The following is a 12,652-nucleotide window of genomic DNA, read 5'->3' as shown; positions in this document are numbered from 1 at the left end:
AATTTGAATATGAACTTCTTGTGAGTTCTGCGGGAGTGGTTAGTGGACCTGGAAATCAGCTATGCAGCGGCGTTGGTGGCAGGGTTCCTGTCCTTCGCTTCGCCTTGCGTATTGCCGCTCGTGCCGCCCTATCTGTGCTTTCTCGCCGGGACATCTATCAATGAAATGAGCGATGAAGACATGCCGGCCGACGCCTGGCGTTCGGTGGTGATGGCGGCGATCGCCTTCGTTGCCGGTTTTGCAACCGTATTTGTAGCGCTCGGGGCAAGTGCCTCGTTCATCGGCAGCTTTGTGACCGATCACCTGGATATCCTGGCCAAGGTTGCCGGTGTCATCATCATCATACTGGGCCTGCATTTCATGGGCGTCTTCCGGATACCCTTTCTGTACCGTGATATCAGGATGCAGGGACCGGCCAGGGCGGTCGGGTTGCTGGGCGCCTATGTGGTGGGGCTGGCATTTGCATTTGGCTGGACGCCATGCGTGGGTCCGGTTCTCGCCGCCATCCTGTTTGTGGCGGCGCAGGCCGGTGATGCGTTGAAAGGCGCTTCCCTGCTGCTGGCCTATGCACTGGGTATTGGTATTCCGTTCATTCTTGCGGCAGTCTTCTTCCGGCCCTTCATGGCCCTGATGAAGCGCCATCGCCATCGCATGGGCATGATTGAAAAACTGACGGGTGGCCTGCTGGTGCTGACCGGTGTCCTGTTCATCACAGGCGGCATGTCCGCCATAGCTTACTATATGCTGGAGCTGTTTCCGGGTCTGGGCGCAGTTGGATAAGGAGAAACTGAAATGCGAATATTTCTTGCGGTTACTGTTCTGCTTGCCGGGATTACCGGTGCGCTGGCATCTGAAGTGGGAGATGACGGCCTGCACAAGCAAGCCTGGTTCGCCACCACATTTCGCGACATCCAGGAAGACATGGCCACCGCCAAGGCGGAGGGAAAGCGCCTTGCGCTGATATTCGAGCAACGTGGCTGCATCTATTGCCGGCAGGTTCACGAGCAGGTGCTGACGGACCCGGAAGTTCGTGACTTCATCAAGGCCAACTACATGGTGGTGCAGTACAACTTGTATGGCGATGAGGAGGTCACTGATCTTGACGGTGAGACGCTGACCGAAAAAACCGCGGCGCGGAAATGGCGGGTAACCTTTACCCCGACCATCTTCTTCATGCCTGAGGAAACCAACGGCAAAAAGGATGTTGGCGCATCCACGGTCGCGGTCATGCCCGGCGCTTTCCGGAAAGGAACTTTTCTCGACATGTTCCAGTGGGTGCATAAAAAGGGCTATGAAACAGACGAGGGGTTTCAGCGCTACCACGCACGCAGGATTGTCGAGCGGCGCGAGGCCGGTGAGAAAAACACTGATTGATATTAATTGTCGGCCGAAGTCACGTTTACGGACAGTTGGCATATTCATTCAAAAATATGAATTTGTCTTGATATCCACGGAATCGTGAACTAGGCTGGCGTCCAATAATAAAAGGGTACTGGAGGAAACTGATGAGGACCATGCTGAAACTGGGTTTGGCTGGCGTGTTTCTGGCTGGAGCGGCAATTGCCCCGGCTAGCGCTGGCGATGTGGCACCGATGGACGTCAAGTTTACGGACGACGGCGTGCAGGCATCACTGACCGGTGCCGCGGGAGATGTGGCAAAGGGACGGGCGGTGTTTTCAAATCGCAAGCAGGGCAATTGCCTGGCCTGTCATGTCAATGCCGAGCAAAAAGAACATTCATTCCATGGCGAGGTTGGCCCGCCGCTTGATGGCGTTGCAGACCGTTACTCGGAAGCTGAGCTTCGTGCGATCGTCATCAATTCCAAAAAAGTCCTTACAGACGAAACCCTCATGCCGGGTTTCTACAGCCTCGAGCTTGGCGCCCGGATCAATAAGAAGTTTGCCGACAAGACCATTTTGTCGGCCCAACAGGTTGAAGACGTTGTGGCTTATCTCACAACGCTGAAAGAATAGGAGTTATTTCTATGAAGCTAGACAGGAGACAGGTACTGGGCCTGACTGCCGGCGCGGCTGTGCTGGCCGTGGCAGGCGTCAGGGTCAATCCGGCCAGTGCTGCAGCAGAAGACACCAAGAAGCGGGTCATGGAATTTGCTGGAGGCAAGGAGCCTGCATCCGGCAAGATTACGCTGAAAGCGCCCGAAATTGCCGAGAACGGCAACACGGTTCCGATTTCCGTTTCGGTCGAAAGCGCCATGTCCGGTGATGACATGGTGGAATCGGTGATCATCCTGGCCGAAGGCAACCCGAATCCGGAAGTGGCGACGTTCCACTTTACCGAGATGAGCGGCGAGGCATCTGCCACGACCCGCATGCGTTTGGCGAAGACACAGAATGTTGTCGCCGTTGCAAAGATGAAGGACGGGTCGGTTTATTCTGATACCAGGCTGGTCAAGGTCACAATCGGCGGCTGTGGCGGCTAGGATACCCAAGAGGACAAACGAAAATGGCAAAAGCAAAACCACGCGTGAAGGTGCCCAAGTCGGCCAAAGCCGGCGAGGTGATCACCATCAAGACGCTGATCAGCCACAAGATGGAATCCGGTCAGCGCAAGGACAAGGCCGGCAAGGTCATCCCGCGCAAGATTATCAACAAGTTCACCTGCGAGTTCAACGGAACCAAGGTGTTCGGGTGTGACATCGATCCGGCCATCTCGGCCAATCCGTATCTCGAGTTTACGGCCAAGGTGCCGGAATCAGGCGAGTTCAAGTTCACCTGGGTGGACGATGACGGCTCTGTCTACGAAACAAGCAAAAAAATCGAGGTCAAGTGACATGCATCGCCGGCAGCCGGTTCAACGGCTGCCGGCCGGTTACATGAAAACTTAGAACTTCGGGAGGAAACAAAATGAACTCGACAACACTCAAATGGGCCGGACTGCTGACGGCGGCATCTGTTTTCGCGGCAGGCACGGCGATTGCCGAGCCGGACAACAACACGCTGGTGATCGAAGGACAGCAACTGGTCACTGACGTGGAGGCTCCGAAAGGCAGCCCCCTGAGCCGGGTCTATTCCGGCTGGCGTTTCCGCTCGCCGGAAACCCAGGCCTTTGAAATGGACGATTTTGAAAACCCGGCCTTTCCGGCAGTAGAGCAGGGCGAGACTCTTTGGAGCACTGTTGAGGGTGAGGCGGGCAAGTCCTGCGCCACATGCCACAATGATGCGTCGGAGACCATGAAAGGTGTTCGTGCGTCCATGCCGAAGTGGAACGAGAAGCTTGGCAAGCCGCACACTCTGGAAACCCAGATCAATGCCTGCCGGACCGACAACATGAAAGCCGAAGCCTGGAAGTGGGAAGCACCCAACATGCTCGCCATGACCGCCTATATCGGCCTGCAGTCACGCGGCATGTCGGTGAATGTCAAAACCGACGGGCCAATGCAGTCGTGGACCGACAAGGGCAAGAAACTCTACTACACCCGTGTTGGCCAGCTCGACATGTCATGTGCCAATTGCCATGAAGACAACTACGGCAAGATGATCCGCGCTGATCATCTCAGCCAGGGCCAGATCAACGGATTCCCGACCTACCGCCTGAAGTGGGGTGGCTTGGGCTCCATTCACCGCCGCTTCTCCGGTTGCATGAAGAATATCCGCGCAACACCTTACAAACGCGGTTCGGACGAGTTCATTGCGCTTGAACTTTACCTGGCATCTCGCGGTGCAGGACTGTCGGTGGAAACGCCTGCCGTGCGCAACTGATCGTCATATGACAACGCTTGCGGTGGGCATTTTTCATTAGATGCCCACCCTTTTTTTACCCAAGTGCCGGATTTGGCCCGGGAAAACGCCGAAAAAACTGAACTTTACCGAGGTTTGTGGCCATGTTTACCAGACGTGATTTTCTGCAGTACACCGTCAACGCTGGTGCCGCACTTGGTGTTGCGGGGTATGGTGCAAACGTTACCCGCGCGCTGGCGCAGCAGAAACTGACGCAGGATGACCTGTTGAAATTCGACTCCAAGGGTCAGATCACCCTGCTGCATTTCACCGATGTGCATGCCCAGTTGAAGCCGGTCTATTTTCGCCCGCCGGACACCAATATCGGTATCGGGGATTACGCCGGCATTCCTCCGCATCTGGTCGGTGAGGCGTTCCTCACGCACTTCGGCATCGAGAAGGGCTCGCCGCTCGCCTACGCCCATACCATGGTCGATTATGAAGAACTGGCCCGCGCCTATGGCCGTCTTGGCGGGCTGGACCGGACAGCAACCCTGGTCAAGGCAATCCGCGCGGAGCGCGGTGACGACAAGGTGCTGTTTCTGGACGGTGGCGACACCTGGCAGGGCTCATACACATCGCTGAAGTCGAACGGCCAGGACATGGTCGACTGCATGAAGCTGCTCAAGCCCGATGCCATGGTCGGGCATTGGGAATTCACTTTCGGTGAGGACCGGGTCAAGGAAATCATCGACGACATGGGCTACGCTTTCCTGGCCTCCAACATCTTTGACAATGAGTGGGATGAGCCGGTGTTTGAAAGCACCGCCATGTTTGAAAAGGGCGGCGTGAAGGTGGCCGTCATCGGTCAGGCCATGCCCTATACGCCGATCGCCAACCCGCGCTGGATGTTCCCGAAATGGTCATTTGGCATCAGGCCCGATACGCTTCAGGAAAATGTCGACAAGGCCCGTGCTGACGGTGCCGAGGTCGTGGTGCTGCTGTCCCATGACGGGTTTGATGTTGATCGCAAGCTGGCAGGCGTGGTCAGCGGAATTGATGTCATTGTGACAGGCCATACCCACGATGCCATCCCGCAGGCCATTGAAATCGGCAGTACGCTGCTGCTGTCGTCGGGTTCGCACGGCAAGTATCTCGGCCGGATTGATCTTGAGGTCAGAGACGGCAAGGTGGTTGGACATTCGTCCAACCTGATCCCGGTGTTTTCCGACGTCGTTACCCCCGATGCCGAGATGGCTGCCAAGATCGACGAAGTGCGCAAACCGCACGAGGTCGAATTGAACCGGGTCATCGGCAAGACCGAGGGTCTTCTGTACCGGCGCGGCAATTTCAACGGCACCTGGGATGACCTGATCTGCCAGGGCATCATCGAACAGCGCGACACGCAGATTGCCCTGTCGCCGGGCTTCAGGTGGGGTACCACTCTGTTGCCGGGCCAGGACATCACCATCGATGATCTCTACACCGAAACCTCCATGAGTTACCCGTCCGTGTACCGGCTTGAGTTCACCGGTACGCAGATGAAGGAAATTCTCGAGGATGTCTGCGACAACCTGTTCAACAAGGACCCGTTCTTCCAGCAGGGCGGCGACATGGTCCGGGTTGGCGGCATGAGTTACACCTGCTCGCCCAATGAAGGTATGGGCGGGCGCATCTCCGACATGCGCCTGATGTCCACAGGAGAACCGCTGGAGGCAGACAAGAAATATGTCGTCGGCGGCTGGGCATCGGTCAACGAAAACGTCGAGGGCCCTGCCATCTATGACCTGATGGAGAAACACATCACCTCCAAACAGGTGGTGTCATTGCCCGACCAGCCGACAGTGAAGGTGAATATGTAATGCCTTTGGGCTTTTATATTCATATAAATGAATGTATAATGTGAATCAGCACGAGGAGTGACGCTCATGTCTGATGATTCAGGGTATCCGAAAACGACAACCAGCCGCCGCCGTTTCCTGGGGGCAGGGCTTGCCCTTGGTGGCGCTGCCATCGCCGGCAAGGCCCGTGCCGGTGACGGCGAGGCCGCCATTCTGGAGAAGAAAGACTGGAACCAGTACCTTGGCGATGGCGTTGATGCACGTCCCTATGGTCATCCGTCCGAATTTGAAAAATCGGTTGTGCGCCGCAATGTTGCCTGGCTCACCGCGGACCCGATCTCATCGGTCAATTTCACGCCGCTGCATGACCTGGATGGCATCATCACTCCCAACGGTCTGTGCTTTGAGCGCCATCATGCAGGCATAGCCGAGGTTGACCCTGCCGAACACCGGTTGATGATCAACGGCCTCGTCGACAAGCAGATTGTCTTCACCATGGCTGACATCATGCGGTTCCCGCGGGAAAACCGGGTGTATTTTCTCGAATGCGCCGCCAATTCCGGCATGGAATGGCGTGGCGCCCAGCTCAATGGCTGCCAGTTCACCCACGGCATGATTCACAATGTGATGTATACCGGCGTGCCGCTGAAACTGCTTCTGGAAGAGGCAGGCGTGAAAACCAACGGAAAGTGGATCATGCCGGAAGGCGCTGATGCATCTGCCATGACGCGCTCCATTCCGCTGGACAAGGCCATGCAGGATTGTCTTGTCGCCTTCAAGATGAACGGCGAAGCGTTGCGCCCGGAGCAGGGGTATCCGCTTCGCCTGGTCGTGCCGGGCTGGGAAGGCAATATGTGGGTCAAGTGGTTGCGTCGCCTGGAAGTCGGCGACGAGCCCTGGCACCACCGCGAGGAAACCTCGAAATACACCGACCTTCTGGAGAACGGCAAGGCGCGGCGTTTCACCTGGGAGATGGACGCGAAATCCGTGATCACAAATCCCAGTCCGCAAGCTCCGCTGTTGCACAAGAAGGGCCAGACCGTAATCACTGGCGTCGCTTGGTCCGGGCGCGGCACCATCGACCGGGTGGATGTTTCCATCGACGGCGGTCGCAACTGGATGCCGGCGCGCATCGACGGGCCGAGCCTCGACAAGTCAATGCATCGCTTTTACCTCGATTTCGACTGGGACGGATCGCCATTGCTGATGCAGTCACGGGCCATGGATTCAACCGGCTACGTCCAGCCGACAAAAAATCAGCTGCGGGCCGAGCGCGGGACCAATTCCATCTACCACAACAACGGTATTCAGACCTGGCATGTGAAAGCCAATGGCGAGGTTGAAAATGTCGAAGTATCTTAAATCAACACTGGTTGCATTGACTGTGTGTGCGGTTTCCACGCCGGCATTGGCAGGCAAGTTCGATCTCGGACGGGAAGCAACTGACGCGGAAGTCTCAGCCTGGGACATCGATATACGTCCTGACGGCAAAGGCCTGCCGGAAGGCAAGGGAACCGTGGCTCAGGGCGAAGAGATATATGCCGAAAAGTGCGCCTCCTGCCATGGTGATTTCGGCGAGGGAATTGACCGCTGGCCGGTCCTGGCCGGTGGGCAGGACAGCCTGAAGAGTGAAAGGCCGGTCAAGACAATCGGTTCCTACTGGCCGTACCTGTCGACTGTGTTCGATTATGTCAACCGCGCCATGCCGTTTGGCGAGGCGCAGTCGCTGGAACCCGACGAAGTCTATGCCATCACAGCCTACCTGTTGAATCTCAATGATGTGGTGGATGAGGATTTTGAACTGTCGAAACAGAATTTCGTCAAGACACGGCTGCCAAACGAAGCCAATTTCGTAGCAGATGCACGCCCCGATACACCGGTGGTTGCCAAGGGAGCTGAGCCGTGCATGACAGACTGCAAATCCGATGATGTAAAGATCACCGGCACCGCACGGGTTCTGGACGTGACGCCTGACGAAGCCAACAAACAATCCGGCTCACTGGATTGAAGCTGCGAAAATCTTCTGTTCTTATAGCTGCGCCCGCGTGAATTTTGCGCTAGTCTGCCCGGATCCGCCACGGTTGGACGATGATACTGGGAACACATGAGATATCACGAAGAAGACCTGGAGTTTGCCAGGGAGTATGAGGCGGCGCTCCATCAGGGCCCACCGCGAAGGACAACTCTGTTCCTGGTTGCTATTCTCATGTTGTTTGCTGCGTTTCTTGGCTGGGCATATTGGGCGCAGCTCGACGAAGTTGCGCGTGGTGACGGGCGGGTAGTGCCGACCGGCAAGAACCAGGTTGTTCAGAGCCTTGAGGGCGGCATTGTTGAAGAGATCATGATGCGCGAGGGAGCAATCGTTCAGAAAGGCGACCTGCTGCTCAGGATTGACGATACCGGCTTTGCCTCCAACCTTGGCGAGTTGCAGGCGAAGAAAGCAAGCCTCGAAGCGCAAATATATCGCCTGCAGCTGGAATCTGCCGGCGAGTTTTCCAATGGCATCAAGTTTCCGATTGAGATGGTGAAGGCCAGCCCGCGCACCGTTGCCGCCGAGGAGGAGTTGTTCAATGCTCGACGCCGCAGCCTCGACGGACAGGTCGCCGTACTTCGCGAACGGGTCAAGCAGCGCCAGCAGGAATTGCGGGAAGTTGAGGTCAATGTCAAACGCCTGACCGAAACGCTGGAACTGGCACGGCAGGAAGAGAAGCTGAAAGCGCCGCTGGCGCGTTCAGGCGTTGTTCCCAAGACGGACCTTATCAGGCTGCAACGTGAGATCGCCGACATTGGCGGTCAATTGCAAGGTGCAGAGCAATCACGGCCGCGCCTTGAAGCGGCTATTCGGGAAGCCGAGGCGCTGCAGCAGGATCAGATGCTGACCATGCAACAGAAATCGCGTAGCGAGATGAGCGACAAAATTGCCGAACTCGCCATAGTCAATCAGTCTCTCACGGGAGCGAGTGACAAGGTTGAAAGAACCGAGATCAGAGCGCCGGTACCCGGGATTGTAAACAAGTTGAATGTCAACACCATTGGTGGTGTCGTCAGCGCCGGACAAGTGCTGGTGGAAATTGTGCCGCAGGAAGAAAGCCTGCTGGTCGAGGCCAGAATCAGGCCGAGCGACATTGCCTTCATTCACCCCGGCCAGAAGGCCCTGGTCAAGATTACGGCCTATGATTTCTCAATTTTTGGCGGCCTCGACGGAACGGTGGAACAGATATCGGCCGACTCGGCGATTGATGAGGCGACGCGCGAAGTTTACTACACAGTCACTGTTAAAACTTTATCGAATAAATTAGATAGCGAGAAAAACAAACTCTCTATCTTCCCCGGCATGGTCGCAAGTGTCGACGTGATAACGGGGAAAAAGAGTGTCCTGCAATACCTGCTCAAGCCAATCAACAAAGCTTGGGCAGAGGCACTCAGAGAAAGATAAAAATAGACGTAATTCTTCAAGCCCTTGTTTACACGAAAGATATTGCCGGGAATGCACGCTTCGCGCGCCGGGACTGTTTCTGCGCTACCTCGCTGGAGGCATCGTCCTGTTGCCGTTGATACTCGGCGGGACGGGGCCGGCGTTTGCAGCCAGCAGCCCCAAGAACCTCAACCGTAGTGATGCCACCGCAAAAGTAAACGCGGGTGGGATTTTTGGTTCCCTGGAACTGGACACCAATATCAATCTGGCTTCAAAGCACTGGTTCAGGGCCCTTCGCAAGATGCGCAAGGACACTGCGCTTGTGAGCAGCTGTTCAGCACACAATCGTCAGTGCCGGAAGGCCGTTCGGCTGCTGTCGGCCATTATCGGTCAGTCAAAGCACAAGCCGGTTGATGGCAACCTGCTGGATCAGGTGAACCGGTACGTCAACCGCCACATTCGCTACACCAGTGACCGGAAGGTGTTCGGCCGCAACGAATACTGGGCTGGGCCCAGCGAAGTCATGGGTGCGCGGGGTGATTGCGAAGACTACGTGATTGCCAAGTATTTCATCCTGTCGCAACTCGGCATCAGTGACAAGGATATGAAGGTGGTTGTGGTTCGTGACGTGGTCAGCGGTCTTGGCCACGCCGTGTTGTCGGTCAGGCTGGCTGACACAACCATGATTCTGGATAATCAGTCGATGCAGGTACGCGATCATCTGACGGTTTCGCGATACCAGCCGCTTTACTCGATCAACAGGTCCCGGGCATGGTTGAACCTGGCGGTAAAACGTGTCTCTGTCTCATCGCGCCTCGCAGCAAAACCAGCGCCGCAGCAGCAAATTGCCTCGCGGGTTCGCTTGGCCAGTCTGCACCCTGGTATCGCGGTTCATTTGTCCAAGGGAAAACCGCCGCGGTCCGGGAGCACAGGCGCTGGTTCAGAGTTGTCAGACGTTCACTATTAGCGGATGTTACCTTCGGTCAATTGCCATCTGCATGCGGCCGTAAAAGCAATCGCACTGGCTGATCTGGTAGCCGTTCACGTCATCTGATTTCAGGAACCCGATGGCTTTCGCACAGGCGACTTTGGCTTCATTGGACCAGGTGAACACCGTTGACGTACTGGCGATCGTTGTCTCGCGCTGTGACACATCCAGTGCACGCTGGTACATGCCGTTCACTGCATCGTCGACATCCGGACGCGGCAGGTCGAGCAGACCCGAGCGGTAATCGCCAACGCATTGTGCAAGGCCTGCGGCCGTCGACAGATCGGCTGCCTGAACCTGGGAAACCGCCAGCGCTGACAAAGCAGCAACTGTACTCAGCACCTTGATAATCCGCATTCTGTCCCTCCCATGCATAGCCTTAGACCGTACCGGATGTGTCTGTTCCGTCGTCATCATACAGTATATTTACTCCACCGTCCGCATCCAGTGTGGCGACCGTTACAAAATTGTCACCGCCACCATCGCTATCAATCTGCAGGTCATCCGCCACGCCGGCGCCGTTCTGCACGATGTTCACAAAGTCACTCAGCTGGTCAGTGGCAGGGTTGCCACCGCCAATATCCGCCGTGAACAACTCGGTCAGATCAACTGTGTCGTCAGCGATGAGATAGTCGGTGATGACATCTGCATCACTGAGGGCCGACAAATCGAGCACGAATGTATCCGCGTCGCTGCCACCCGTCAGCGTATCAACGCCCAGACCGCCGGCCAGAATATCTTCGCCGTCGTCGCCGATGAGTGTATCGGTACCTGCTCCGCCGGCCAGATAGTTGTCACCGGTGTCACCGGTCAGATTGTCGTTTCCTGAGCCGCCAATGAAACCGTCTATATCCGTATAGGTGTCTCCAGCGGCGTCGCCGCCAACTCCCGGTCCGGCATTCACAGTAGCAGTGACCCCGGCGGTGTCATCGCTGTAGTCAACTATGTCGAAACCACCGCCGCCATTGAATGCGTCCACCACGCTGCTGCCGGCAAGGACTTCATCGGCGGCGGTGCCAGTCAGGGTGAATGTGGGTGTGTCAGCGTCGATGAACACATTGATGGTGCTGGCGCCGGTGACATCGCCATCACCATCGCGTCCGATAACCGAGAATTCAAGGTCCAGGTTCTGCGGTAGCACCGATTCGGTAGTAACCAGGTTCTCGAAACGGTAGCCCTGGCCCGAACTTGGCGCGACACCTTCGAGAAGCAGGCGGTTGAACTCGATTGTCGGATCGATATCAACAACCGGGGCAGCTGTTGTCAGCGGTACGGTTCCGGTTTCAGTTTGTCCGGTTTCGTCATTGAATGCAGTCCACTGCAAGGTGAGCGAGCTGCCACCCTGCTGGTCGCCGGTAATCTGAAACGCACTGATATATCGATTGTCAGGGTTCAGCGGGCCGCCTAGCAAGACGCCGCCGGGGTCATTGTCCCCCACGCTTCCGGATTCATAGAACTCCAGTTCAACATCCTCTCCGAGGCCGAGGAAGTTGTTGGCGATGCCAAAACCGCCACCGGAAACGTTGACTGTCCCGCTTCCTCCTACCTGATGGAATTCTGTCGTACCGTCTGGGGTTTCCACGAAGCTGTAGTTGCCTGCAGCAATGCCTGAAACATTGACCTGTGAGTCCGATCCGGCATCCGGGGTTATCAGTTCGAATTCATAAGTTCCGTCCGCCCTGACCGTCAGCGCGAAGACGTCTGTTCCATCTGATGATTCAGCGAGAAGTCGGGTGACACCGCCGCCCAGGTCAGTCTCGGTATAGCTGATACCCGGCAGCGTAGGGCCGGTAATGTCGAACGTGTTGGCGGCGTTGAATCCGTCTGTGCCGAAATCGGCATCGAAGAAACCGTTTACCATCCCGACTTCATTGGGAATTATGGCATCGGTGAAATTGCCGATTTCCGGTCCATCATCTTCGAATCTGATATCGATTGCGGAGCTGGAAGTGTCCGTGCTGACGTCACCGTCATTGTCGGTGACAGTGGACGTGACAAAGATCGCGTCGCTTAGTGACGCCGCTTCGTCGGTGTTGCCGGTATCGCTGTGCACGATGCCCGAATACTGGGCCAGGACCAGGTTGGTGCCGCCGGCGTCGAACCCGATTGCAAAGACAGCTTCATTCGTCACCGCATCGCGGCCGACAATTACCCCGGCTTCGGTAAACAGCAGTATGTCATTGCCGGTTTCAACATGGTCCAGGGCGGAAACCTGTCCGCTATAGGAGCCGCCGCTGGAATCTGTGAGGCTGAGAAGATCAGATGCCAGACCATCCGCACCAGCGGCTGGCAAAGTAGATATAATCAACGCCGCCGCAATGCTACTGTATCCAATGAGGTTGCCATAGCCGAACGGATCGGTTTCGCCAACTTCGTCATCAGGATCGGCTAGATTGACCAAGCCATCATCGATTTCCTTGGACTCATCAACCGCAATGATAGTGGTGTTTACAGTCACGTTCGCCGAGGGTCCGTCATCATCGAATGTGATCTGTGCGCCGACGGGCACAGCATCGGAGATTGCGGTGTCGCCATCGCCATCTGTTACAGTGACGGTTACGGCGAGATCGCTGCCTGACAGGTCAAGCGCTTCATCATAGCTTTGTCCGGTATTGGATCCGTCATGCTGTGTTGGATGGTCGAGAGACAGATACTGCTCGACGGTGACAAAGCCGGTGTCTGGATCGACTGACAGGGCAAAGGCTGCCTGTCCGTCGAATGTTCCTCCTGA

At 56.5% G+C, this 12,652-nt stretch carries 13 protein-coding genes; 11 read left to right on the top strand and 2 right to left on the bottom strand.

The window, feature by feature from the left end; all coding sequences use genetic code 11:
• Positions 1 to 42 precede the first annotated feature (42 nt).
• From DHN55_RS12680 to DHN55_RS12630, 11 genes are all read left to right on the top strand, one after another.
• On the top strand, positions 43 to 780 hold the full coding sequence (locus DHN55_RS12680) for a cytochrome c biogenesis protein CcdA (protein WP_108881873.1): 738 nt from the start codon (positions 43 to 45) through the stop codon (positions 778 to 780).
• 12 nt (positions 781 to 792) lie between these two features.
• The gene (locus DHN55_RS12675) at positions 793 to 1,374 is read left to right on the top strand and encodes a thioredoxin fold domain-containing protein (protein WP_108881872.1); all 582 of its coding nucleotides are present in this window, start codon (positions 793 to 795) and stop codon (positions 1,372 to 1,374) included.
• A gap of 131 nt (positions 1,375 to 1,505) precedes the next feature.
• The gene (gene soxX / locus DHN55_RS12670; RefSeq protein WP_108881871.1) at positions 1,506 to 1,973 is read left to right on the top strand and encodes a sulfur oxidation c-type cytochrome SoxX; all 468 of its coding nucleotides are present in this window, start codon (positions 1,506 to 1,508) and stop codon (positions 1,971 to 1,973) included.
• A gap of 11 nt (positions 1,974 to 1,984) precedes the next feature.
• Positions 1,985 to 2,440 carry a thiosulfate oxidation carrier protein SoxY gene (gene soxY / locus DHN55_RS12665; protein ID WP_108881870.1) on the top strand — a complete coding sequence of 152 codons (456 nt, stop codon included), beginning with the start codon at positions 1,985 to 1,987 and terminating at the stop codon, positions 2,438 to 2,440.
• Positions 2,441 to 2,463: 23 nt separating this feature from the next.
• Positions 2,464 to 2,790 carry a thiosulfate oxidation carrier complex protein SoxZ gene (soxZ, locus tag DHN55_RS12660; RefSeq protein ID WP_108881869.1) on the top strand — a complete coding sequence of 109 codons (327 nt, stop codon included), beginning with the start codon at positions 2,464 to 2,466 and terminating at the stop codon, positions 2,788 to 2,790.
• 74 nt (positions 2,791 to 2,864) lie between these two features.
• Entirely contained in the window at positions 2,865 to 3,719 is an 855-nt protein-coding gene (gene soxA / locus DHN55_RS12655; protein ID WP_108881868.1) for a sulfur oxidation c-type cytochrome SoxA, read from the top strand.
• Between the two features lie 122 nt (positions 3,720 to 3,841).
• Positions 3,842 to 5,539 carry a thiosulfohydrolase SoxB gene (soxB, locus tag DHN55_RS12650; RefSeq protein WP_108881867.1) on the top strand — a complete coding sequence of 566 codons (1,698 nt, stop codon included), beginning with the start codon at positions 3,842 to 3,844 and terminating at the stop codon, positions 5,537 to 5,539.
• A gap of 66 nt (positions 5,540 to 5,605) precedes the next feature.
• Positions 5,606 to 6,880, top strand: a complete 1,275-nt coding sequence (gene soxC / locus DHN55_RS12645) for a sulfite dehydrogenase (RefSeq protein ID WP_337660253.1) — start codon at positions 5,606 to 5,608, stop codon at positions 6,878 to 6,880.
• Positions 6,864 to 7,526 carry a c-type cytochrome gene (locus DHN55_RS12640; protein ID WP_108881866.1) on the top strand — a complete coding sequence of 221 codons (663 nt, stop codon included), beginning with the start codon at positions 6,864 to 6,866 and terminating at the stop codon, positions 7,524 to 7,526. The genes soxC and DHN55_RS12640 overlap by 17 nt, the downstream gene beginning before the upstream one ends.
• 96 nt (positions 7,527 to 7,622) lie before the next feature.
• Positions 7,623 to 8,954, top strand: a complete 1,332-nt coding sequence (locus tag DHN55_RS12635) for an HlyD family type I secretion periplasmic adaptor subunit (RefSeq protein WP_108881865.1) — start codon at positions 7,623 to 7,625, stop codon at positions 8,952 to 8,954.
• A 109-nt stretch (positions 8,955 to 9,063) separates the two neighbouring features.
• Positions 9,064 to 9,900: a transglutaminase-like cysteine peptidase gene (locus DHN55_RS12630; protein ID WP_108881864.1), complete on the top strand. Its 837-nt coding sequence runs from the start codon at positions 9,064 to 9,066 to the stop codon at positions 9,898 to 9,900.
• Between the two features lie 6 nt (positions 9,901 to 9,906).
• Here the strand turns inward: DHN55_RS12630 and DHN55_RS12625 are convergent, their stop codons facing one another.
• On the bottom strand, positions 9,907 to 10,278 hold the full coding sequence (locus DHN55_RS12625) for a hypothetical protein (RefSeq protein WP_108881863.1): 372 nt from the start codon (positions 10,276 to 10,278) through the stop codon (positions 9,907 to 9,909).
• Positions 10,279 to 10,300: 22 nt separating this feature from the next.
• On the bottom strand, positions 10,301 to 12,652 hold a 2,352-nt coding region (locus DHN55_RS12620), incomplete at its 5' end, for a DUF5801 repeats-in-toxin domain-containing protein (protein ID WP_337660252.1).

Origin of the sequence: Anderseniella sp. Alg231-50, assembly GCF_900149695.1 — a bacterium.
Lineage (GTDB): Bacteria > Pseudomonadota > Alphaproteobacteria > Rhizobiales > Aestuariivirgaceae > Anderseniella.
The sequence above is the reverse complement of the archived record's forward strand: the minus strand, read 5'-3'. Positions and strand labels throughout refer to the sequence as shown.